This is a genomic window from Nonomuraea sp. NPDC049158, assembly GCF_040648335.1.
Taxonomy (GTDB): domain Bacteria; phylum Actinomycetota; class Actinomycetes; order Streptosporangiales; family Streptosporangiaceae; genus Nonomuraea.
Genome location: NZ_JBEZDM010000026.1, coordinates 62,856 through 83,938, shown reverse-complemented (window position 1 = coordinate 83,938; position 21,083 = coordinate 62,856). Strand labels below are relative to the sequence as shown.

25 protein-coding genes are annotated in these 21,083 nt (G+C 68.7%); 14 read left to right on the top strand and 11 right to left on the bottom strand.

What is annotated here, in order from left to right; genetic code table 11:
* Positions 1–169 precede the first annotated feature (169 nt).
* On the top strand, positions 170–733 hold the full coding sequence (locus tag AB0B61_RS40140) for a hypothetical protein (RefSeq protein ID WP_358443766.1): 564 nt from the start codon (positions 170–172) through the stop codon (positions 731–733).
* On the opposite strand, the gene AB0B61_RS40135 is transcribed toward AB0B61_RS40140, so the two are convergent.
* The 3 genes from AB0B61_RS40135 to AB0B61_RS40125 form a co-directional block, all read right to left on the bottom strand.
* Positions 730–3,384, bottom strand: coding sequence for a M48 family metalloprotease (locus tag AB0B61_RS40135; RefSeq protein ID WP_358443764.1), 2,655 nt, complete (start codon positions 3,382–3,384; stop codon positions 730–732). The genes AB0B61_RS40140 and AB0B61_RS40135 overlap by 4 nt on opposite strands.
* Positions 3,381–3,863, bottom strand: coding sequence for a hypothetical protein (locus AB0B61_RS40130; RefSeq protein WP_358443761.1), 483 nt, complete (start codon positions 3,861–3,863; stop codon positions 3,381–3,383). Before AB0B61_RS40130 ends, AB0B61_RS40135 begins: the two co-directional genes overlap by 4 nt.
* Before the next feature lie 188 nt (positions 3,864–4,051).
* On the bottom strand, positions 4,052–4,714 hold the full coding sequence (locus AB0B61_RS40125; protein ID WP_358443758.1) for a hypothetical protein: 663 nt from the start codon (positions 4,712–4,714) through the stop codon (positions 4,052–4,054).
* Between the two features lie 127 nt (positions 4,715–4,841).
* On the opposite strand from AB0B61_RS40125, the gene AB0B61_RS40120 reads away from it, so the two are divergent.
* Positions 4,842–5,261, top strand: coding sequence for a DoxX family protein (locus AB0B61_RS40120; RefSeq protein WP_358443755.1), 420 nt, complete (start codon positions 4,842–4,844; stop codon positions 5,259–5,261).
* Between the two features lie 479 nt (positions 5,262–5,740).
* Here the strand turns inward: AB0B61_RS40120 and AB0B61_RS40115 are convergent, their stop codons facing one another.
* Complete coding sequence (locus AB0B61_RS40115) at positions 5,741–5,962, bottom strand: hypothetical protein (protein WP_357943585.1); 222 nt, start codon at positions 5,960–5,962, stop codon at positions 5,741–5,743.
* Complete coding sequence (locus AB0B61_RS40110) at positions 5,959–6,324, bottom strand: STAS domain-containing protein (RefSeq protein WP_358443752.1); 366 nt, start codon at positions 6,322–6,324, stop codon at positions 5,959–5,961. The genes AB0B61_RS40115 and AB0B61_RS40110 overlap by 4 nt, the downstream gene beginning before the upstream one ends.
* A gap of 223 nt (positions 6,325–6,547) precedes the next feature.
* On the opposite strand from AB0B61_RS40110, the gene AB0B61_RS40105 reads away from it, so the two are divergent.
* Positions 6,548–6,805, top strand: a complete 258-nt coding sequence (locus tag AB0B61_RS40105; RefSeq protein WP_358443749.1) for a hypothetical protein — start codon at positions 6,548–6,550, stop codon at positions 6,803–6,805.
* A gap of 72 nt (positions 6,806–6,877) precedes the next feature.
* Here the strand turns inward: AB0B61_RS40105 and AB0B61_RS40100 are convergent, their stop codons facing one another.
* Positions 6,878–7,276, bottom strand: coding sequence for a lipopolysaccharide assembly protein LapA domain-containing protein (locus AB0B61_RS40100; RefSeq protein WP_358443746.1), 399 nt, complete (start codon positions 7,274–7,276; stop codon positions 6,878–6,880).
* Between the two features lie 322 nt (positions 7,277–7,598).
* Positions 7,599–7,892, bottom strand: coding sequence for a hypothetical protein (locus AB0B61_RS40095; RefSeq protein WP_358443743.1), 294 nt, complete (start codon positions 7,890–7,892; stop codon positions 7,599–7,601).
* A 385-nt stretch (positions 7,893–8,277) separates the two neighbouring features.
* Between AB0B61_RS40095 and AB0B61_RS40090 the strand changes: the two genes are divergently transcribed.
* From AB0B61_RS40090 to AB0B61_RS40060, 7 genes are all read left to right on the top strand, one after another.
* On the top strand, positions 8,278–8,589 hold the full coding sequence (locus tag AB0B61_RS40090; RefSeq protein WP_358443741.1) for a UBP-type zinc finger domain-containing protein: 312 nt from the start codon (positions 8,278–8,280) through the stop codon (positions 8,587–8,589).
* A 70-nt stretch (positions 8,590–8,659) separates the two neighbouring features.
* Positions 8,660–9,628 (top strand): acyl-CoA desaturase, encoded by a 969-nt coding sequence (locus tag AB0B61_RS40085; protein ID WP_358443738.1) that lies wholly within the window; start codon positions 8,660–8,662, stop codon positions 9,626–9,628.
* A 333-nt stretch (positions 9,629–9,961) separates the two neighbouring features.
* Positions 9,962–10,135 carry a CsbD family protein gene (locus AB0B61_RS40080; protein ID WP_358443735.1) on the top strand — a complete coding sequence of 58 codons (174 nt, stop codon included), beginning with the start codon at positions 9,962–9,964 and terminating at the stop codon, positions 10,133–10,135.
* A gap of 110 nt (positions 10,136–10,245) precedes the next feature.
* Positions 10,246–10,443, top strand: a complete 198-nt coding sequence (locus AB0B61_RS40075) for a hypothetical protein (protein ID WP_358443733.1) — start codon at positions 10,246–10,248, stop codon at positions 10,441–10,443.
* Between the two features lie 98 nt (positions 10,444–10,541).
* A complete protein-coding gene (locus tag AB0B61_RS40070) occupies positions 10,542–11,516 on the top strand; it encodes a LysR substrate-binding domain-containing protein (protein WP_358443730.1) in 975 nt (324 codons plus the stop codon).
* 217 nt (positions 11,517–11,733) lie between these two features.
* Positions 11,734–12,030, top strand: coding sequence for a GlsB/YeaQ/YmgE family stress response membrane protein (locus AB0B61_RS40065; RefSeq protein WP_358443727.1), 297 nt, complete (start codon positions 11,734–11,736; stop codon positions 12,028–12,030).
* 178 nt (positions 12,031–12,208) lie between these two features.
* Entirely contained in the window at positions 12,209–13,786 is a 1,578-nt protein-coding gene (locus tag AB0B61_RS40060) for an SMI1/KNR4 family protein (protein ID WP_358443724.1), read from the top strand.
* A gap of 35 nt (positions 13,787–13,821) precedes the next feature.
* On the opposite strand, the gene AB0B61_RS40055 is transcribed toward AB0B61_RS40060, so the two are convergent.
* Entirely contained in the window at positions 13,822–15,033 is a 1,212-nt protein-coding gene (locus AB0B61_RS40055) for a benzoate/H(+) symporter BenE family transporter (protein ID WP_358443722.1), read from the bottom strand.
* 94 nt (positions 15,034–15,127) lie between these two features.
* On the opposite strand from AB0B61_RS40055, the gene AB0B61_RS40050 reads away from it, so the two are divergent.
* The 4 genes from AB0B61_RS40050 (at position 15,128) to AB0B61_RS40035 (ending at position 17,738) form a co-directional block, all read left to right on the top strand.
* Positions 15,128–15,670 carry an XRE family transcriptional regulator gene (locus AB0B61_RS40050; protein WP_358443720.1) on the top strand — a complete coding sequence of 181 codons (543 nt, stop codon included), beginning with the start codon at positions 15,128–15,130 and terminating at the stop codon, positions 15,668–15,670.
* Between the two features lie 108 nt (positions 15,671–15,778).
* The gene (locus AB0B61_RS40045) at positions 15,779–16,249 is read left to right on the top strand and encodes a hypothetical protein (RefSeq protein WP_358443717.1); all 471 of its coding nucleotides are present in this window, start codon (positions 15,779–15,781) and stop codon (positions 16,247–16,249) included.
* An 84-nt stretch (positions 16,250–16,333) separates the two neighbouring features.
* Entirely contained in the window at positions 16,334–17,437 is a 1,104-nt protein-coding gene (locus tag AB0B61_RS40040; RefSeq protein WP_358443710.1) for an FAD-dependent oxidoreductase, read from the top strand.
* A complete protein-coding gene (locus AB0B61_RS40035; RefSeq protein ID WP_358443708.1) occupies positions 17,427–17,738 on the top strand; it encodes an aldo/keto reductase in 312 nt (103 codons plus the stop codon). Before AB0B61_RS40040 ends, AB0B61_RS40035 begins: the two co-directional genes overlap by 11 nt.
* 34 nt (positions 17,739–17,772) lie before the next feature.
* On the opposite strand, the gene AB0B61_RS40030 is transcribed toward AB0B61_RS40035, so the two are convergent.
* The 3 genes from AB0B61_RS40030 to AB0B61_RS40020 all read right to left on the bottom strand — a co-directional run bounded on the left by AB0B61_RS40030 (position 17,773) and on the right by AB0B61_RS40020 (position 21,059).
* Entirely contained in the window at positions 17,773–18,456 is a 684-nt protein-coding gene (locus AB0B61_RS40030) for a hypothetical protein (RefSeq protein WP_358443705.1), read from the bottom strand.
* A gap of 70 nt (positions 18,457–18,526) precedes the next feature.
* Positions 18,527–19,582 (bottom strand): serine hydrolase, encoded by a 1,056-nt coding sequence (locus tag AB0B61_RS40025; RefSeq protein ID WP_358443702.1) that lies wholly within the window; start codon positions 19,580–19,582, stop codon positions 18,527–18,529.
* Positions 19,583–19,655: 73 nt separating this feature from the next.
* Positions 19,656–21,059, bottom strand: a complete 1,404-nt coding sequence (locus AB0B61_RS40020; protein WP_358443700.1) for a HAMP domain-containing sensor histidine kinase — start codon at positions 21,057–21,059, stop codon at positions 19,656–19,658.
* Positions 21,060–21,083: the final 24 nt, after the last annotated feature.

Here is a 21,083-nt window from a genome sequence, read left to right as displayed (position 1 = left end):
CGGTAGCGGAGACTATTCGCAGCGTATGCGCGCGTTTATCGTTCGGAGCCTGGCGAAAGCGAACCAACAAACTGGGGGCTCCATGTCAGCGCGTTTACGACTGGCCGTGGTGACCATTCTCGCCGTCACATGGGTCGGAGGAGGAAGGGCGAGCGGGGCCGAGGCGGCGGTGAAAGTCGACAGTCTCCAGGAGGACATCGGGACGGCCGTCTACGCGGTCCATCGATTCTGGTCAGATCACTGGTCGGATTACTTCCCCGGGGGATATTCGCCGCCCCGGGTCCTGGGTTCCTACGACGGGCGCGACCCGAACCGGCCTGCGTGCTCGGGATACAAGGTGCTGCCCTACAACGCCTCCTACTGCACGTCCCAGCGTTTCATCGCCTGGGACATCAACCTGATGAGAATGAGCTACACCTACGGTGACGGGCTTGTGTACCAGGTCATCTCGCATGAATGGAGCCACTCCATCCAGCATCGTATGCCGCCCAGATATCTGGTGCCGCAGATCGAGCTGCAGGCGGACTGCATGGGAGGGGCGGCACTCGCGGGGGCGTCGAGGGACGGCACGCTCACGTGGGAGCGGGGCGACAACCGAGAGATCGCGGCGACGCTGCGGGGGCTGTCGGGTGACACGCCATGGACGAATCCGCGCGATCACGGCAGCGCCACCGAGCGGATCAACGCGTTCAACACCGGCGTCCGGTACGGCGTCAGGGCGTGCCTGGCCTAGCTCGCCCGCGGATCGACGCTCGCCCGCAGATCGACCTGGTGTTCGCCCCCGACGAGCACGCAGTAGTGCAGCACTCTGGTGACTACTTTGGTGACCATGTCCGCGCGACCCCTGCCCAGCCAGATGTATCCGGCCTGGGCCATCGCCCGCAGAGCGGGGTCGTCGGAGGAGGCGACATGGTTGATGAGCCCGGCCGCCAGCACGTAGTAGCGCTGATCGGTGTTGAGCGCGTCGCGTACTCCCGGGCTGGCGAACACTCCCAATGCGTGGCGGCAGGCGTCGAGTTGCGGAATCGAGCCCGGCTTGATCGGCTGGTTGGCCGCCTCCATGACCGCCCGCTGCCAGGTCATACGCGCCGTGGGGATGGCCCCGACGGTCAGCCGCCAGTTCAGCAGGGCGCCGTAGACGCCGGCCGCCAGGGCGAGCGTGATCACGATCGTCGCGCTCGCCACGACCGGGCGGTTGACGCCCCGACGCGGTTCGGGGACGGGCGGTCGCCTCCGGGCTCTGATGAGGCTGCCGCACCCGGCGAGCAGCAGACCGGGGTAGATCGCGTACGCGTACGTGAGCGTGGCGTAGTTGCCGATCGTCACCTGGGGCGGCGCGCCCTGCGCGAAGCAGGTGCCCGCCCGCTCCCACCCGCATTCGGCCACGGCGACATGGCCGAGGATCACCAGGCCCATCGGAACGGCCGCCGCCAGGAGCATGACCCCCGCGTGAGCCACGGCCCACGTTCCCGAGCCGCGGCCTCCGACCAGGATCCCGGCCGCCAGCGCGGCCAGCGCCAGCAGGCCCACGGCCACGCCCATGGTCACGTAGACGGCCTCGAGGAACTGACCCGTACCCGCCTGCCTCCTGGCCGCGGTGAGCATGGGGTGCAGCGCGAAACCGCCCACCGCCATGAGGCAGCAGGCCACGGCGAACGGCAGGGATGCCCGGACGAGGTGGACGGGCAGGCGCTGGAGCGGGACGGGCGCGGCGTCGTCGAGATGAAGCCGCAGGCCGCTCCCCGGGGCAGGCCCCGCTCGCGTCCCGGCCGCCACGAGGTAGGCGCAGGCCAGCGCGATGGTGAGCAGCAGTGGGGTGTACCTGACCATCGTCACCACTGTCACCACCAGCAGGTCCCATGTGACGCCGGCCTGGACGATGGTGGCGATGCCATGGAACCAGAAACCCAGCCACGGGCCGATCACCACCGCCGACACCGCCACGGCCGCCAGGGTGATCGTCCGAGGGTGAGTGGAACCGGCCAGCCAGGCCGCGGAGCAGGCCTTGGCCCAGGAGAGGAATGCCCTGATGATCAGCAGAAGCACGAGACAGTAGGCGAGTCCGACCAGCGGGTTCACGAACGCGAGGGTCCAGATCCACACCTCCGCGCGGATCATGGCCGCGTACTGACCGGCGATGACGCCCACCGTGAAGCCGGCCGAGGCCCACCACAGACTCATCCGCGAACCATGTCCCGCGAGCCGCCCGATGCTCGCCCTCCAGACAGCCACGACAAGGACGCCTGAGATGAGCAGGCCGAACATGAGCCCGGGCGTGAAGAAGCGGGTGTCGATCAGCCCCTCGGTGTCGAGCTGGGAATAGGAGTGGTAGACGGGTGCGAAACCCAGGCCCGCCAGCGACCCCGCGCTGAACATCTCCCACTGGTCCAGGCGCAGGAGCCTACCCGGCTCGTTCAGTACGTCCAGGCGATACCGCAGGGCGGGATGGCTGCTGAAGAAGCGCAGCGGCCCCGGGTAGCGCCGGTTCGACGAGGCGGTCTCGATCGCCGCGGCCATCGCCTCCTGCCGTTCGGCGGTGTCGCCCGCCCTGACGTCCGCGTGGTGCTCGCGGGCGCGCAGCACCGCGGTCCTGGCCAGCCACAGCACCAGGGTCATCACCGCCAGCCTGGCGCACTGCGCGAGCAGATCGCCGGGAATCCAGATCGCCGTGGCGACCAGCGCGGGCACGCAGGCCGTCAGCAGGAACGACCACCAGATCGCCACCGTGAAGTGCGCGATACCGACGTCGCGGTTGCGAAGGTGCGCCAGTTCGTGCCGCAGGACCGCCTCGGTACTGGCGGGCGTCGTCGCGTGCGCGAGGATCAGCCCCATGCTCAGCACCACCATGTGGCGGCGCGGCAGGCCGAGCGCGCGCCCGGCGACTTCTCCTCTTCCCGGATCCACCAGCAACCGGACGTTCTTGCCGGGCGCCTCCTCCTCGGCGATGGAGGTGAATTTGCGTACCACCTCCGCGTGGGCTTCGCCGCCACTCACCTCCGCGAGGGCCATGAGTCCGCGGCGGAACGCCCACAGCGGGTGAAACGCGTACAGCAGCAGGGCGAACAGCGCGGGCACGACGAGCGACCCGATCGGCAGGAGCGCCTCGCCCGCCGTCACGCCTGCGGTGCACTCGCCGTACTGGTCCACGAGCAGGGTCGGTTCGACCGAGCTCACGCCGGAACGCAGCGATGCCAGGCACTCCGCGTGCCGGACGTGCTCGGGCAGATAGGCGACGCGCAGCCGGAGCTCGAACAGGAACAGGGCGAGGTAGAGGGAGCAGGCGACCGTCGCGGTGATCAGGATGAGGAACCGGGACGTCGTCGAGGACGGCAGCGTGAACGGGTTCAGCCTGCGGGCTGACACCATCTCGCCCGCCGCGGTCACCTCTCGCCCGACAAGTGGCCGAAGGTCGCCTGTCGCAGGCGGAGGGCGGTGGCCTTGTCCACGCCCAGCGCGAGCGCGATCTCCTCGACCGCCTGCGCGGTCTCCTTCACCTGAGCGGGGTCGAGAACGGGCACGACGGTCTCAGAGTCGGCGATCGGCGCCGGTCGCGGAGGGAAGATCCTTTCCCGCACGCTCTTGGAGACCTGTTTCGAGGTACGTTCGACGGCCTGCGTGAGCGTGTTGGTCGCCGCGCCGGTCAGGACGGTCAGGACGATGGGAGTCAGGAGCGTCACCGCGTCCGCGAGCGAGAACCCGAGAAGGTCGTCACCGCCGCCGCGGAAGGCTCGCCGAGGATTTCTCCGGGTGGCCTGGGCGATCGCCGGAAAGTATTCCGCCTCTTTGGGGGCGGCCTCGGCGACAATGGCGCGCGCGATGTCGTCGAGGCGCCGAACGGACCCGTTCTCCGATTCCAACGCCATATCTGTCCTTAGCGAATGAACGGCCAGAGTCACCGCATGCTAACTTCCGTTCCGACAGGAACACCAGAAAGAAAAGTTCCGGCCAGCGTGGTACGTGTTGCGCGTCAAGTCCAAAAGTAATTCCGATTCGGGCGGAAATGATGCGCTATGTCCGGCTGGGCAGCCAAGGGCGGCCGCCCGCAAGACCTTTATGTGCTCGGGCAGTCGAACGCGTCCTTGGGCCCCCAGGTGGTCCTGATGTCGTTGGTGTCGCGCTGCCCGCACTCCATGACGATCGATGGTCCCGAAGGCGTCGCGCGGAGCATCGGGAACCGCTTCTGGAGAGGCGCGGGAACCGCGGTCGCCCACGGATCCTTGACGAAACGGATGATCCCTGTCGCGCCCCGAAGCCCGGACTCTCCGCCGATGCGGTAGCGGAAATGGCTGGCCACTGATCCCCTCCCGCAGCCGGCCGGCCCGTTCTCCCGGCACACGGTGTTGATTCCCGACACCATGGTGACGAGACCGTCATAGGCGATCGGTCCTCGCCAGTTGTCGTACCAGGGATCATTGGTGGTCTTGTACAGGTCCAGGTAACGGTGGGCGTAGTCATCCCCGGCGCTGTTGGGCGGGCTGCTCGGCAGCGCGTGCGCGGAGTAGAAGAGCGTCACGCCGGCGAAGTCGGTGGGAAATCGCTCTTTGAGGACGGCCGTGGTCGAGATGTCGCCACCGCTGACCACCGTGAACGACGCGGGGCAGGCGGCGCTGTCCTTGGCCGCGACGAGAAGGTCCCGCAGGCGCTCCCCCCTGCCGGACCAGAAGACCACGGTGCGGTCGTCGGCACTTTGAGCCAGTTGCGCCCAGAAACTCATTGGGAGCGCACCCAATGTCCTTCTAGCGGGTCATGCCGTGGCACGGCATCGCGGCCGCCCCTCCGCCGGGCCGACTGCCGACATGCCATGAACCCGCTTCTCGACCTCTTTCTGAAAGGGATGCGCCATGGAGCTTCTGGCCAAGAATCAGGGACTGGTCCTGGCCCTGTACCGGTTCGTGGTGGGTCTGCTGTTCGCCTGCCACGGCGCCGCGACCCTCTTCAACGTGCTGGGCGGGCCGCACGGCCAGGCACCCGGCTTCGGGCAGTGGCCCGGGTGGTGGGCCGCGGTCATCGAACTGGCCGGCGGAATCTTCGTCCTGCTCGGGCTGGGCACCCGCACCGCCGCCATCGTCTGCTCCGGCACCATGGCGTACGCCTACTTCGTGGTCCACCAGCCCCAGGCGCTGTTCCCGATCCAGAGCGGCGGCGAACAGGCCGCCCTCTTCTGCTGGTCCTTCCTGATCATCGCCGTCTTCGGGCCGGGACGCTGGGCACTGGCCACGCTGCTGCCCTCGCGAACTCTGGAGTACGACAGCGGCAGATGACCGCCCGCCGATCCCTGAGCAGCCCCGGATGGCTCCCAAAACTACCAACAAGAACCTTCGCGCCCAGTCGATGATCTTGATGGTGGCGGGGTCGGCGAGTTCGTAGGCCTGGTACAGGCTGGCCATGGCGCTGGCGTCGGCGTTCAAGGGCGCGTAGATCCGCCAGCGGTCGTTGAGCACCATGATCGGCGCGGGGCCGGCAGCGAGTGCGGGCGCCGGCTGCGTGACCTGGCCTGCCTGGGCCCGGCGCGGGGGCGGATGCCGGCATCGCACTCGTTCTAGCTTGGCCGCGGCGATGATCTGCTCGGCGTCGGTGCGGGCCTGGGCGAGGATCGCGGCGGCTTGGATCCGGGCTTCGCCCAGCACCTGATGGCGTAGCCGATCCAGCTCGGCCGTCGCCTCAACGGGAAGGCAAGGGCGTGGCCCGGCGGTCGTCCTGGTGGCAGCGGCGGCGAGAACAGACATGTGCCGACGACGTCTCAGCGCGCTGCCGCGCGGCTGAACCCGGCCCTGCCTCGGCCCGGGGTGCCGTACATCGGGAAGCTGTGGTCCAGGCCGGTGAGGCGCAGCACTCTGGCCAGGTGCGGGCGGGGGGCGGCCAGGCCGAGGACGATGTCCAACTCGTCGCACAGGCGGACGACGGTGGCGGTGGCGGGGACGAGCCACAGACCTGTCCCGATGCGGGGATGGAGGGCCGTCATGAGGTGCTCCGATCCTGTAGGCGAAGACCGGCCGTCTGGTGCCAGCCGGTGAGCTGGAACAGGCGTCGCAGCTGCGGGGAGGGCGAGCGCAACGTCAGAGCATGGCCGTCGCGCATACCGGCGGCGGCGGCGACCAGGGCGCGCAGTCCGCCGACGTCGCAGAACACCAGGCCGCTCAGGTCGACGCAGAAGCCGCCGCCGCCCGCCAGCGCGGCCAGTGCCCCGGTCAGGGCCGGTAGGGTGGCGTGGTCGAGCTCACCTTCGATCCGCAGGCCCACGGGATCGACCAGCGGCGTGATGCGCAAGAGCCGATCGGCGAGCGTGTCAGGGGTGCGTGCGCCGACTGTGTCCCCGGTGTTCATGCTGGCTCCTACGGGCGGGGAGGGCGAGATAAGGTGGCCGCGGGTGTGAGGCGGTCATGAACACGTTGCGGAGGGGCGGCGTGAGCGGAGCCGTCTGGTGCGATGGTCTGATCATCTGTCGGGCTCGACCAGGTGGAAAGCGGCAATCCGCACAAGGCTTATCATCAGCCGTGATCATCGGGGCGGATCGCGGTCGGAGCTCAAGGACGGCATGGTGAATAGGTTGACTGCTCAACCTCCGCTGCCGCCGGATCAGAACGACGGCGTGGACCAGGCGCTGACCGACGTCTTGATGGCGATCGATACCGCTTCGCGCGCCCTCGCCTTTCAGCACGCGATGCGCATGGCCTGTCGTGGTGACCGGCAGCGGCTGGGCGCCTGTCTGGAGACGATGACGCCTGGTCGGCTCGCCGAGGTGGCCGCCGCCTCCCGGTTGCTGAGCGCCGCGGCCGAGCAGGCGCTCGCCAGGAGGAACCCGTAGCGCTCGGGCAGTGTCCCGCCAAGACGTGTGATCAGGAGGCGTGGTCGCCGGGGCGGGGAAAGTGTTCGCCGGTCAGCGGTTCTGACGGCGTCGCCGGCTGGCCAGACGCCGGAGTTGGGTGATGCGAGCGGTGCCGAGCACGAGAGTGAGCAGGATCCCGCTGAGCATGGCGATCAGCATCGCGACCGCGAGCGGCAGCGTGCCGTGCAGGCCGAGGAAGGACACCTGCGTGGCTGTGGTGTTCTGCAGCATGAACACGATGAAGGCGACGGACACGAGCGTGGCGACCCACACACCCGCCCAGGCCACGCTGGTACGGGTGACGGGCACCGGCCTGGAGTTCTCGGCGCTTGAGCCCGTGCCCGCGGGGCGCTCGGCCGGCGCCGGTAAGCTCTCGCCTTGAGGCACATCGGCTTCAGCCGTCTCAGCAGATGGCCCGGATCTGGTGCGGAAGCGGTGCAGGATGTCCATGACAACCCTTTCGGTGAGCCGGCCTGGCAGGCACCTCTAATGCGGCGGGATGTCGTCGTTTCCGGATACCTCGAATCTACGTCACTCACCCGGCACGCCAAGCGGGCGCTCGGCCGACACCGGCCAGGCGGTCAACGCCGCAGGCCCCGTTCGGGGCCTTCGGTCATGCGGGATGTGAATCCCGGGCGCCCGGGACGCCGGCAGCTCCTTTGCCGCCCGCGCGATATTTGAAGGCCGGCATAAAAAATGCCCGCGCCATGACGCGAGAATATTCTCGCACGCCACAGCACAGGCTGAGCTTTCCGCGATGTTCAGTTGATGATCAGCTCTTGTCGCGAATCACATCGTAGTTGGCGAACTCGATCGGGCCCTCGCACAGTTTGGCCATGTGCGCGTTGAACCGGTCGGTTTCCGGCAGCTTGCTGTTGTTCTGGGCCTCCTCGTAGGAGGAGAACTCCACGATGGCCACGTAGTGATCGGATCGATCGCGGTGCTTCGCCACGACCTCGCGCTTTACATAGTGCTTGCCCTTGGCCTGCGTCCGCCACTCGTTCATGAGCGACTCGACTTCGCCGGCACGCTTGGTATCGAATTCTAGAATCTGTACGAAGCTCATAAGAGCCTCCCTTTTCTTTGGCTTGCATTCCTCATTCAATACCCATCCGCAATAAATAGCAAGGGAAATTTCGCACAACTGAGCGAATTCCACTCTCGGCATAAGATGGCAGGAGGTTTCGCACCGCTGAATTCTCCGGCCGATTTCGCTGTCCGGCGGGCCTCGAAGTCGCGATCCGGCAGGTCAAGCCGATCCGGTGGCCTCTGGAAAGATCTCTCCGCCCCTGGCAGGGCGGACATGGCGCGGCCGACGTGCTCGCAGGTGGCTATCGCCGCAGCTGATGAGGCGAGCTGGGATTGCGTGTTTCCGCCGGACGGCTGAGCACCTTGACTGGTGAGTGACCAGCTGGCGCACCTTGCGTCGCTGTCACCGTGAGGGGGTCGCGATGACCCTGGACGCACAGGGCATGGACGCGACCGACCGTGCAGGCCTGAACGGTCAGGCGCCCCGCTGCGATCACATCGACCAGCTCCCCACCGTGCGGTATGGACCGCCCGAATGCAAGGAATGCCTGGCCCTCGGCCAGACCTGGACACGCCTGCTGGTGTGCCTGACCTGCGGCTGGGTGGCCTGTTCCGACGATTCGCGGGGCGGTCACGCCAAGGCCCACTACCGGGAGACCGACCATCCGGTGGCCGCCACTCTGGGGCCCAGGTCGACCTGGCGCTGGTGCTACGTGCACCGGCGGACGGTATAGATGAGGAGAAAGCTACTTCATGACTGTTTCCGAACGAGCGGTTTCCGAACGAGCGGTTTCCGAACGACCGGTGAAACGTCGGCAGGACTACGACGGCACCTCGCCGTTCCCCGGGGCCGGAGAGCACGTGCCGGCCGGGCGGGCGCAGATGGCGCTGACCTCGTCGATCGTGATCGCGCCGTTCGCCGCGCTCGGCGCGGTGATCTACCTGGCCTGGGGGCAGGGGGTCGCGCTCACCGACCTGCTTCTGGCCGCGGGCTTCTACGTGGCGACCGGGCTCGGGGTGACGGTCGGTTTCCACCGGCTGCTCACCCATGGCTCGTTCACCGCCCGGCCATGGCTGCGCGTGACGCTGGCGGTCGCGGGGTCGATGGGCTTCCAGGGCAACGTGATCGACTGGGTGGCGGTGCACCGCCGCCATCACGCCTTCACCGACCGACCGGGCGATCCCCATTCGCCCTACCGGTACGGGACCGGCCTGCGTGGGCAGCTTCGGGGGCTTGCCCACGCCCATCTGGGCTGGCTGTTCGCCGACGATCAGACTCCGGCCGAGCGTTACGCCCCGGACCTGCTGGCCGATCCTGCCATGACCCGGGTGGCCCGCGCCTTCCCCGCACTGTGCGTGGTGTCGCTGGCACTGCCGTTCCTGGCCGGGTGGGCGATCACCGGCACCCTGTACGGCGGCCTGACCGCCTTCCTGTGGGCCGGGCTGATCCGCATCGCGTTGCTGCAGCACGTCACCTGGAGCGTCAACTCGCTGTGCCACCTCATCGGCAGCCGGCCGTTCAAGACCCGCAACCACGACCGGGCGACGAACCTGTGGCCGCTGGCCCTGCTGTCGTTCGGCGAGAGCTGGCACAACGGCCATCACAGCGAGCCGACCTGCGCCCGTCACGGTCTCGACCGGGGCCAGATCGACCTGTCCAGCGGGGTGATCCGCCTGTTCGAGCGGCTGGGCTGGGCAAGTGACGTGCACTGGCCCGACCCCGAACGCCTCCGGCACCGCCGTACCGGCCCGCTCTCACCGGCCGGAGACTGACCGATTCCCCGTCGATTCCGCTGCCCCGGATCCTCGTGTGGCTCTCCCCTACCGTGATCCTCACCGTTCTGGCCACGACCACGATCGCCGGCCTGGCAGCGCCCCGGCGCGAGAGGCAAGCCCCGGACGGCACGGCATCCGGCATCCAACCGCCCGCACAGCCCGTGACACAGACAAACAGGACATTCCACGATCACGATCCCGGATACGCCCAGCGCTCATCGGTTCCGGTGATAACCGGCGCCGCCATTGCTCGTTTCCCCCCATCAGGCCGGGACGGACACTGGGATTCCAAGCCGCCTGACCGCGGCACAGCAGTGAAGGAAGATCACGATGAGTCTGCGTTGGGAAATCAGCAACAAGGTCCAGGTCCTCAAGGGCTGGGTCAGGCAACTCTTCGGCCGCCTCACCGGCGACCGGCGCCAGCAGAGCGCGGGCAAGAGCGATCAGGTCGCAGGCAATCTGAAGCAGGCCGGCGGAAAGATCTGGGACGCCTTCAAACGCTGACCCTCCGCTTCGACAACCGCTCGGCGGCTACGGAGTCGAGGTCGGACGCCGGCGAGCTCCGCGATGACCCCGTCCTCCCCCGTGCAAGCACGAAGATGGAGGTAGAACCGATGCGCGTAGCATCAGGAGCGCTGATCCTTTGGCTGATCGTCGGTGCCGTCGCCGCAGGCCAGCGCAACTACTACACGGCGCCGGCGAAGAACTGCAATCAGGTGGCCACTATCGCGGTGACGATCCTGGCCGGCCCCCTCAACTACTTCGGCATGAAGCCGCAGATCGCCTGCCAGACACCTCAGCCCAGCAAATAGGGCCCGGCTCGCCTCCAGAAGTTCACCCGCCCACGAGGAACCTAGAGTGGGAGACGACAGTCCGCATCGGCGCCGCCTGGGCAGAGAGGGTGGCGAGCATGGAATTACGGCAGCTGCGCTATTTCGTGACGCTGGCCGAAGAGCTGCATTTCGGCCGCGCGGCCGCCCGCGAGCACATCGTGCAGTCGGCACTGAGTCAGCAGATCCAGCGGCTCGAACGCGAGCTGGACGTGCGACTACTGGACCGCAGCACCCACCACGTCGACCTGACCCCGGCCGGTGCGGCCTTCCTCGTCGAAGCGCGCCAGATCCTCGATCACGTCAGCCGAGCCGCGCAGGTCGCGCGCACCGCCGCCGCCTCGGCGCCCACGCTGCGCGTCGGCATCATCGACGCCGGCTACGACACCATGCCGCAGATCCTGCGCGAGCTCCAGCGCAACCATCCCGGCATCACGATCCACCAGGTCGAGGCGGGCACCCCGGAGCAGTACCGGCAACTGGCCGACGGCCGCCTGGACATCGCCATCGGACACGCCTCCCAGACCCCGGCCGAGGTGACCTCCAAGCTCATCAGGCTCGATCGGCTCGGCGTGCTGATACCCGACGACCACCGCTTCGCCGACCTCGACGGCGTGCCCGTAGCCGCCCTCGCCGACGAGCTGCTACTGCTCGGCGAGGAATCGCAGACGCCGGAGCTCAATCAGTTCGTCCTCGCGCTGTGCCGCTCGGCCGGGTTGGCGCCCACCCTCTACGAGGGCACCGTCGAAAGCTCCCGGGCCGCTGCCGATCTCGTACTCCAGCATCGCTGCGTGCACTGTGTCCCCTCCTCGTTCCGCTCCTCCAACCGGCCGGGCACCACCTGGCGGCCTCTGGCCGACCCCGCGACGCACTACCCCTGGTCGCTGCTGTGGCACGACGCCAACCCTTCCCCGCACATCGCCACCGTCATCGACATCGCCCGGCGGCTGGCCGAACGGCTCGACTGGCTGGAGCCCGTCGCCCCGGCCGCCGAGCCGGCGTCCGGCGAAGGTGCTCCGGCAGCCACCAGCCGCCGCAGCGATGATCCGTTGTGACGCGCCGGGCTCAACCCTGGTCGCGCCGCACCCTGGTGATCGGTCCTGGAGATGAATCCTTCACATATCGCCGGTTTCTGCCCCATTACGCAGGCTGTTGGCTGGAAGTGTTCGACGGTCGGTGCCGCCAATCATGCGGTGGCCGGCCTCCTGCTTCGACCGGTCCGGAAGACCGATCCCGCGCAGACATCGACGCACCGCCACAGGGAGTTCGGTCATGGGCATCATCGCTTGGATCATCCTCGGACTGGTCGCCGGACTGCTGGCCAGAACGCTGGTCCCCGGCAAAGACCAGCAAGGCTTGATCATCACCCTCTTACTCGGCGTCGCCGGCGCGCTGCTCGGCGGTTTCGTGGCCACCAAGGTGTTCCACGTCTCGGGCATCCAGGGATTCTTCAACCTGTCCACCTGGGTCTGCGCCATCGTCGGCGCGGCAGTCCTGCTGCTCGTCTACAACCTGATCACCGGCCGGCGCACTGGCCGTCGTTCGGGCCGCTGGGCCAGCCGACGATGACCCCGCCCAGCACGCCTCTCACCTCTCCCCCGTGCTCACACGCCTGCCGCAGCGGGGAGTGACCGCCCAAGCGCGCAGGCCGAGGATGTCCACAGGGTGGCCGGGTCACGAGCCCGCAGGGCCTGGTCAGGCGATCTCAGCGAAACAGCGGCCGGGTGCAATGCAGCACAATCCAGGCATGGATCTTGCCGCCCTGGCCGCCGTCATCGGCCCGCCGCCCCCTGCCGCCTTTCCCGTCGACTGGCCCGGCGTTGAACAGTGGCTCGGTCTCCGGCTTCCCGACGACTACAAAGAGTTCGCCGAGAGGTACGGACCTGTGCTGGTCGGGGAGTGGATCTGGGTCGTGGTGCCCCATCACTCCGGCCGCGGCGGCTCTTACCGACAGCTCGACCAGCGGCATGGGCTGCAACGCGCCATCCGTGCCGCCGACCCGCCGGCTCACCCGCACGCCTTTCATCCCGAACCGGGCGGGCTCCTGGTGTGGGGTGAGTCGCGCGGAAGCGAGTACTACTTCTGGGACACCTCGGTCTCCACTGACCCGAACGACTGGCCGACCAGGATCTTCACCCAGCATTGGCCGAATGAGACGTGGCGGCTGGTGAACGCACCCATGACGGAGGTGCTCGCCGCGCGAGTGAGCGGCAGTCTGGATCTGGGAGAGGCCCTGCCCGCGGTGTCGCCTCCGTACGCCTGGGACTTCGCCCCGCTCGTACTTGAGGACGTGCCGGAGAGTGTCTCCTTCCCGGGAGTGCCGCTCGCTCTCGAGGTCGCCGGCCCGGCGGCGAGGGTCGAGGCGGTCACGGGCGTGCCCGAGGACTATGCCGGGCTTGTCGGCGAGTACGGCGTGGGGAGGCTGGCCGGCGTGCTGCGGCTGCTCGGTCCCGGGGCGCCGGAGGGCTTCGACGTGGATGCGGAGGAGGCCGTGGTGAGCGAGCGGTTGCGTTCGCGGCGGGCGGCGGGCGAGCGGGTGGTCCCGTCACCGATCGCGCCCGAGCCGGGCGGGTTGCGATTGTGGGGAGTGTTCGACGGAGGTGAGACGTGCTGGTGGCTTCCCGTCAGCGGTGAGCCGGACGAGTGGCCGGTGGTGCTGCTGGATGCCGACGGGCTGGGGTGGCAGCGGCTGCCGTACGGCGCGTCGGGGTTCCTCGACCGGTGGCTGGACGGGCGGCTGGACCTGCCCGTGCTGTCGCTGTCCGCGGTGCCGCGTCCACGTGTGCTGTTCCCGCCGGGCGTCGACCCCACAGCTCCCGCCACGCCCGCAGAAGAGGGGCCGCGAGACGCGCTGGCGCAGTTGGCGACGATCATCGGCGAGCCGCGGACCGGTGGCCACACCTATGACTGGCCGCGGATCGAGCAGTCGCTCGGCGTACGGCTTCCGAGCGACTACAAGCGGTTGTTCGCGGCGTACGGGACGATCGGGATCAACGGCATCATGATCGGGCAGCCGGAGGACCTCCAGCCGCAGCACGAAGAGCAGGTCGAATATCTCGACTGGGACGAAGACGAGGCGATGCCCGTACATCCCGCGCCGGGAGGGCTGCTGTGGTGCGCGAACACCGAAGGCCGCGACTGCATCTGGTGGGACACCGGCGATCCGGACCCCGACCGGTGGACGATGGTCTGGGACGTCGAATTCGACCGGCACACCTTCCCCGGCACCCTCACGGAGCTGGTGATCGCCGACCTGACGAGCAGGCTGGCCGCATCGCTCACCGGCCTGGACCCGTCAGCTGACGGGCCCATGATGTGGTTCTGAGAGGCAAGGAGAGCGTTCGTGATCTTCCCGTGCCACTATGACGGCTGAGCCACCTGGCTCACGGGACGTTCCGCTCCGGTTTCCGCGGTGGGTGACGACGGTGGTCGCCTGTGCAGGAGGAGTGCGGTCAGGCCGCCCGCGACCAAGCCCCAGAACGCCGCGCCGATGCCCAGGATCGTCATCCCCGATGCGGTGACCACGAAGGTGACCACCGCGGCCTCCCGTCCCTCCGGCTCGGTCACCGCGCCGGCCAGCGACGAGCCGAGCGCCGGCAGCAACGCGAGGCCGGCCACCGCGATGACCAGTACGGGTGGGGACAGCAACACCAGAGCCATGGCCAGGCCGGCGCCGAGCCCGAGCGTCAGCTGCCCGGCGCCGAGGGCCACCGTCGCGATCCACCGGCGGCCGGGGTCAGGGTGGGTGTCCGGGCCGGCGGTCAGCGCCGCGGTGATCGCGGCCAGGTTGACGGCGTGTCCACCGAACGGCGCCGCCACCGCGCTCGCCAGGCCGGTCGCGACGAGGACCGGGCGCAGGGGCGGCGTGTACCCGTATGTCGCCATGACCGCCATACCAGGGACGTTCTGCGCGGCCATGGTGACGAGAAACAGCGGGATGGCGATGCTCACCACTACGGACAGGTTCAGCGTCGGGGTGGTCAGCTCGACCACGGGCCGCAGGGACGCGCCGGACAGGCCGTCGCCGGGCCCGTGCACCGCGATGGCGATGACCGCCACGACGAGCGCGCCCGGAACGGCCCACTGCCGCAGGTACCGCTGTAACACCGCCCAGGTCAGGACGACGGGCACGGCCAGCAGCGGGATGTCGACGACGGCGCGGACCGGTGCGGTGCACAGGCTGAGGATGACGCCCGCCAGCATGGCACCGGCGATCGAACGCGGGATGGCGGCGATCGCCCGGGCCAGCCAGGGCGACAGGCCGGCGAGGACGATGAGCCCGGCGCAGACGATGAACGCGCCGACCGCCGCCGGGAAGCCGCCGGGCACGGGACCGGTCGCCACCAGCAGCGCCGCGCCCGGGGTGGACCAGGCGATGCTGATCGGCATGCGGTACCGCAGCCCAAGGAAGATCGCCACCGCCCCGACGCCGCAGCACAGGGCGAGCAGCCCGGACGCGGCCTGCCCCGGCGTCGCCCCGACGGCACGCAGCCCGGCGAGTACGACGGTGAACGAACTGGCGTAGCCGACCACCGCACTGACCAGCCCCGCCATGACGGCCTGCACCCGCACGAACACCCCTTGAGAATCGTTCCGTTTACGGAACGAACCATAGCCAGGTGGGCACCGTGGGACAAGTCCGGCGGCGGAATGCAAGGATTGCCGGGTGGACGGCCATGACACGGAGATCGGGAGCCGGCTGCGGCGATTGCGGGAGGCCCGCGGCATCTCCCTGTCGGCGCTGGCCCGCAGCGCCGGCATCGGCAAAGCCACCCTGTCCGGCCTGGAACTGGGCACCCGCAACCCGACCCTGGAGACGCTCTACGCGGTGGCGGGAGCCTTGGGCGTACCGTTGACGGCCCTGGTTCTGGAGCCCGGCGCACCGCCCGCGGAGGCCGTCCACGTGCCCGGCGCCTCCGTAACGGCCACGCTGCTGGAGGTCTTCGAGGAGCCGACCGCGACGTTCGAGTTGCTGCGCATGCGCGTCCGCCCCGGCGTCGTGCAGCACTCGCCACCCCACGCCCCCGGGGTGACGGAACACGTAACGGTCTACGCGGGCGTGCTGCGCGCCGGCCCGGCCGACGTCCCCCTGCTGGCCGCGGCCGGCGAGCACATCTCCTGGCAGGCCGACGTCCCACACATCTACTGCGCTGTCGGCCCGGACGAAGCCCTGGCCACCCTACTGATCCGCTCGCCCCGGCAGACCTGAGCCATCGAAAGATCATCAACGCGGTGAGGAGCCTCGGCTCTGGCCACCTGGCCGCTTTCCTGGCCCGCTTTCCTGGCCGAATTCGCCACCGGCGCGCTCGTACGGCTCATGTACGCGGTAGGCCCGGCGCCCCAATGGCCGGCCGACATCGTCGACCAATACGGCGACGGCCTCACCCCGGAGCTCGTCGGCCAGTGGATGTCCCACCTCGTCATTCTCATCGGCCTGGTTCACTTCGTCCTGTCCATCCGCCGCGAGGGCCGCAGGCAGGATCTCGCCCATGAATGGAAGGCTCGGGCACGTCGCCGGCTGGCGCAGATTCGCCATCTGCAGACCCAGACCGCGGGCTGGTCGGGCACCGTCAAATTCCCGACGTGGGTGGACGCGCAGCTGAGCGGCGGGTGGAGCCGGTCAGAGCAGCCTCTCAGCTATCCGGAGATCGTCTCGGCCTTCCGTTCCTATGTCCGGAACGTGGCCGTGCGGTTGGCGGAACGCGACAAGCTCGCCGCCCTGCTCGGCCGGGTCGTGGCGGACAACAAGGTCCCCACCGTCTTCTTGGAACCGGATCGCGCGCGCTGACCGCGAGGAGGATTTGCAGTTCGTACTACGAACTAATATGGTTCGTGACACGAACTCAACTCCTTTTGCGATGGAGCGTAAATTATGAGCGGTACAGTCGTGATCATCGGCGGAGGTTACGGTGGTTCGGCGCTCGCCAAGGCGCTGGACTCGGAGGCCGAGGTCGTCCTCATCGACCCTCGGGACGCGTTCATCAACTCGGCCGGCTCGCTGCGGGCACTGACCCAGCCCGACTGGGCGGGCAACATGTTCTTCCCCTATGACCAGTGGCTCAGGCGCGGCACGGTGGTGCGGGAGCGCGCGGTCTCGGTGGACCCCGGCGGTGTCACCCTGGCCTCCGGCCGGCGGGTCGAGGCCGACTACCTGGTCCTGGCCACCGGCTCCAGCTACGCCTACCCCGCCAAGCCCACCTCTGACTCCACAGACGAGGTCCTGGACGACCTGCTCCGGACCCACAAGGAGCTGGCGGGTGCCGAGCGAGCGCTGATCCTCGGCGCCGGGCCGGTCGGCTTGGAACTGGCCGGGGAGATCAAGGAGGTCTGGCCCCACAAGCACGTGACCATCGTCGACCCGGCCAAGCAGCTGCTGGCCGCCTTCCCCGCGGAGATGCGAGAGGAGCTGCACCGCCAGCTCGACGAGCGGAATATCGACCTGCGGCTGGGCACCGGCCTGACCGCGCCTCCGGCGACCGAACCCGGCCAGGCGGCGACGTTCACCGTCACCACGACCGGCGGGGAGGAGATCACCGCCGACATCTGGTTCCGCGCGCACGGCGTGCGCGTCAACAACGACTACCTCGCCGACCGACGGCTGACGACTCTTACGCCACAGGGGCAGGTTCCCGTCAGCGATACCCTCAACGTCCACGGGCACGACGCCGTTCATGAGCACGTCTACGCCATCGGCGACATCACCGACGTCGCCGAGGCCAAGATGGCCGGGTACGCGATGCAGCACGCCGAGGTGGTGGCCCAGAACATCATCGCCCAACTACGCGGCGAGCGACCGACGGCCACCTACCAGCCGCTGCCTCACCCCATGATCCTGCTCCCGCTCGGCCCGCACGGCGGGGTCGGCCAGTTGCCCACCCCCGACGGACCGGCCGTCGTCCCAGCCGAGACGGTCTCGGCGTACAAGGGGGCCGACCTGTTCACCGGCCGCTTCACCGAGCAGTTCGGTGCCGCCTGACATGGACTACACCCAGTTGGGCCGCAGCAGCCTCTCGGTGTCCCGGCTCGTCCTGGGCACGATGAACTTCGGGACCGAAACCTCCGAACAGGACAGTCACACGATCATGAGCCGTGCGCACGAGCACGGCATCAACTTCTTCGACACCGCCGACGTGTACGGCGAAGGCCGCACCGACACGTTGTTCACACATGACGTCGTCTTCGGTTTCGGTGCGCATTCCAGCATCGACGACACACCTGAGCTGTTGCGCATGGTCCGCACCTCCAGCAGATACTCGAAGTCACCCTCCCCTCCATAGGGTGAGGTGGTCGTGAAGCCGGGCTAGGAGGTGCCTACGTCTCTGACGTCGTCGGCCTCGGCGCCCGCGCCTGCCGCTCGTACGCGACGACCCGAGCGCCCAGCATGCGCAATCGGAGGATGTTGACCAGCGTGAGGGCGGCCAGGCAGCCGGCCACGAGTCCGACCGTGCCGTAGCCGGGGCGGTCATGAGTCAGCGAGCCCACGGTGGCGAGCCCGCCGATGACGACGACGATCCAGCCGAGCCGCAGCCCGGCCGCGATGCCCTCAGTGTCTCCGTGCCGCAGTAGCTGCCCGCACCGGAGGAACTGGATGCCGAGCAGCGTAGGTATCCCGGCGAGGAAGCATCCGATCACCATCACGGTGGCGATCGAGCCGCCGCTGCTGCCGCTGTCGTGTGGGATCCGATAGGCGAAGACGAGGATCGCGACGGCCGCGAGGAACCACAGCACGCTGTAGGCCATCACGAGCACGGCGACGCTGCGGAAATTGCGGCGTATCGCGGGATCCGCCATCGCCGGTGAGCGCCGGAAATCCGTCGTCGTCCAGTTCGCGATCACATGACGGACCAGCAGGCCCGTCGGCACGCCGGCGAGAACGAGTCCGACGACGAACAGCGGAAGTCCCCCTCGTACGTCACCGTCCATGAGCATGCCCAGCCCGATCGCGAACGTCAGCACGCCGGCGGCGACGACGAAACGCAGAAGCCGGAAAGTCACGCGGCCTCCCAGTCACACTCGAAAGCTATGGCCGGCTGTCGGCTTCGCACCAAGCCCATTCGCGTCATCCTCATCCTCGGGTCCTGGCCACCTCGGCCGCCACGGCGCGGAACGCGACGATGGCCTCTTCCTGGTCAGGAGCGCTTCCGGCGATGGACGACTTGACGATGACGACGCCCTGCTCGGGTGAGACGTAGATGTACTGGCCGCCGAGCCCGACCGCCATGAAATCGCCGCCGCCGCCGAGCCACCAGTGCAGGCCATAGTTCGGGTTGACCGAGGACGGTTTGGTGGACGCCTTCACCCAAGAGGCCGGTACGACCTGGTGGCCCTTCGCCTTGCCGCCGTGCAGGTACAGCAGGCCGAAACGGGCGAAGTCGCGGTCGGTGGCGTAGTAGCAGCAGTAGCCCAGGCTGTCGCCGTGCGAGTCGTTGCCGACGGTCGCCGTGGACTCCATGCCGGCGGGCTGCCAGATCTTGCGCTCGACGTAGTCGTAGTACGGCATTCCGGTGGTCTTGGTGACGAGCCGGGCCAGGACGAAGGAGTTCATGCTGGTGTACTCGAACTGCGTGCCCGGCTCCCAGCCGCGCTTCTGGAGGGCGGCCATCTTGCTGATCGAGTAGCCCTTGTTGGCCGCGGCCATCAGGCGTGGCGCGTCGGTGGCCTCGTTCCAGTCGATGCCGGACGACATGTGCAGCAGCTCGCGAATGGACACCCCGGCGTAGCCGGAGTCCTTCAGCTCAGGCAGATATTTGTCCACGGAGTCGTCGATCGATCGGATGTGCTTCTCTTTGAGCGCGATGCCGACGGCGGTCGCGGTGAACGACTTGGCCATCGACCAGGACTGGAAACGGGTGTCACGGCTCACGCCGGTGTAGCGCTCCGCGACGACGTTCTGGCCGTCCAGGGCGAGGAAGCCGTTGGTCTTCGTACGGGTGAGGAAGTCGTCCAGGGTGTGTTCCTGGCCCTGGTAGGTGTAGGTCACCGAGAGCTCTCTGAGGGCGGTACGCAGCTTGACCGGGTGCGCCGATGGCCGCATGACGTCAGCGGTCTCGGCTAAGGCCGCTGCCGGCATGGCCAGCGTGACCGCAGCCGCAACCGCGACCACGTAATGGGTGATGCGCATGTCATCTCCTCCGAAGGGTTAGTTCGGAGGGATGGTGACGTGCTTTTCTGGCATTTCTCTGGCAAGGGCCGGGCTATTCCAGCCAGGACCGTCCGGATCGCGGGGATTCCTGCTCAGTTACGGGCAGGCGTACCTCGGCTCGCGTACCCGGACCGTCAAGGGAGGCGCCCAGCCAGGCGGTGCCGCCGCGCAGGTCCGCCTGCTGCCGTACCAACGTGAGACCGAGCCCCGACCCTGGGCTTCCGGGACGACGGTGGAAGCGGGCGAACACCGCCTCGCGGCACTCGGGCTCGATCCCCGGCCCCGTGTCCTGGACGGCGAGGACGATCTCATCCCCACGCTCCAGCGTCACCGTGATCGAGGTGCGGCCGGACGCGTCCGTACCGTGCACGGCGGCATTGTCCAGGAGGTTGTCGGCGACCAGGCGCAAGCCCTCCGCCCAGCCACGCACCAGGACGACGTCCGGCACGTGAGCGGTGATCGTGGCGTGCGGGTGGCGGCGCCGGGCGTCCTCGATCGCGTCGTTGACGATGCCGGCCAGGTCGGTCTCGGCGAAGGCGGAGGCGTCGAGCAGTTCGCCGCGCGCGAGCCGGCGCAGCATGGTGATGAGCCGCTGGAGGCGGCCGTGTTCGGCGGCCAGGTCGGCGACGGTCTCGGCGCGATCCGCCGCATCCAGCCCGGGGTGGTCCAGCAGGGTGAGGTTGGTGCCCATGCTGGTGAGCGGGGTGCGCAGCTCATGCGCGGCGGTGGCCGCGAACGCGCGCGCGGTCTCCAGAGCCTCGCCGGTACGGGCAACGGCCGCGTCGCGCCGGTCGAGGAGGTCGTTCAGGAGGCGGGCCAGCTCGTCGATCTCGGTGACGCCGGCCGTGGTCGCCAGTCGCGTACCGGTGGAGGAGGGCACGTCGATCCCACGTGCCTGCCCGCCCAGCCTCGACAGCGGCCGCACCGCGAACCTGCCGAGTACGAGCCCCGTGACCACGCCCACACCGACCGCGACCAACGTAACCGAGGCCAGCCGGTCGCGCAGGGCCGCGATCTGACCGGCGAGCAACTCCTCCGGCTCGAACAGGATCAGCCGCCCCCTCCCCCGCTGCCCCAGCTCGGCGGCCGCGAATCGCCACTGCCGATCCCCCTCGACGTAGTCGCCGGGACCGTCACCGGCCGGGAGCGTGCTGGGCACATCCCCGATGACCAGCAGTTTCTCGCTACCCGCCACCACGCACGCCCCACCCGGGCCGGTGGCCGCGGCCAGCAGCCGCTGCTCCATGAGTTCGGGCGGCACGGCACGCAGCGCTCCGGTCCGCCACGCGTACGCCGTCGCCATTGGGTCCAGTGCCCGCAACCGCGCCGCGAGCTGATCATCTCGCTGGGCGCGCAAATCCTGCGATTCCAGCATCAGCACGACGAGCCCGGCCAACGCCACCAGCAGCGGAACGGCAACGGCCAGGCAGAGCGCGAAGCGCGTGGACAGCTTCATGGCTCTCGCAGTTTCATGGCGCAC

What these genes read in the sequence shown, in the direction of transcription:
- AB0B61_RS40130 (WP_358443761.1), bottom strand. Translation starts at nt 3,863, where the DNA reads ATGGCGTTGGAATCGGAGAACGGGTCCGTTCGGCGCCTCGACGACATC.
- AB0B61_RS40125 (WP_358443758.1), bottom strand. Translation starts at nt 4,714, where the DNA reads ATGAGTTTCTGGGCGCAACTGGCTCAAAGTGCCGACGACCGCACCGTG.
- AB0B61_RS40120 (WP_358443755.1), top strand. Translation starts at nt 4,842, where the DNA reads ATGGAGCTTCTGGCCAAGAATCAGGGACTGGTCCTGGCCCTGTACCGG.
- AB0B61_RS40115 (WP_357943585.1), bottom strand. Translation starts at nt 5,962, where the DNA reads ATGACGGCCCTCCATCCCCGCATCGGGACAGGTCTGTGGCTCGTCCCC.
- AB0B61_RS40110 (WP_358443752.1), bottom strand. Translation starts at nt 6,324, where the DNA reads ATGAACACCGGGGACACAGTCGGCGCACGCACCCCTGACACGCTCGCC.
- AB0B61_RS40100 (WP_358443746.1), bottom strand. Translation starts at nt 7,276, where the DNA reads ATGGACATCCTGCACCGCTTCCGCACCAGATCCGGGCCATCTGCTGAG.
- AB0B61_RS40095 (WP_358443743.1), bottom strand. Translation starts at nt 7,892, where the DNA reads ATGAGCTTCGTACAGATTCTAGAATTCGATACCAAGCGTGCCGGCGAA.
- AB0B61_RS40090 (WP_358443741.1), top strand. Translation starts at nt 8,278, where the DNA reads ATGACCCTGGACGCACAGGGCATGGACGCGACCGACCGTGCAGGCCTG.
- AB0B61_RS40080 (WP_358443735.1), top strand. Translation starts at nt 9,962, where the DNA reads ATGAGTCTGCGTTGGGAAATCAGCAACAAGGTCCAGGTCCTCAAGGGC.
- AB0B61_RS40075 (WP_358443733.1), top strand. Translation starts at nt 10,246, where the DNA reads ATGCGCGTAGCATCAGGAGCGCTGATCCTTTGGCTGATCGTCGGTGCC.
- AB0B61_RS40070 (WP_358443730.1), top strand. Translation starts at nt 10,542, where the DNA reads ATGGAATTACGGCAGCTGCGCTATTTCGTGACGCTGGCCGAAGAGCTG.
- AB0B61_RS40065 (WP_358443727.1), top strand. Translation starts at nt 11,734, where the DNA reads ATGGGCATCATCGCTTGGATCATCCTCGGACTGGTCGCCGGACTGCTG.
- AB0B61_RS40060 (WP_358443724.1), top strand. Translation starts at nt 12,209, where the DNA reads ATGGATCTTGCCGCCCTGGCCGCCGTCATCGGCCCGCCGCCCCCTGCC.
- AB0B61_RS40045 (WP_358443717.1), top strand. Translation starts at nt 15,779, where the DNA reads ATGTACGCGGTAGGCCCGGCGCCCCAATGGCCGGCCGACATCGTCGAC.
- AB0B61_RS40040 (WP_358443710.1), top strand. Translation starts at nt 16,334, where the DNA reads ATGAGCGGTACAGTCGTGATCATCGGCGGAGGTTACGGTGGTTCGGCG.
- AB0B61_RS40025 (WP_358443702.1), bottom strand. Translation starts at nt 19,582, where the DNA reads ATGCGCATCACCCATTACGTGGTCGCGGTTGCGGCTGCGGTCACGCTG.
- AB0B61_RS40020 (WP_358443700.1), bottom strand. Translation starts at nt 21,059, where the DNA reads ATGAAGCTGTCCACGCGCTTCGCGCTCTGCCTGGCCGTTGCCGTTCCG.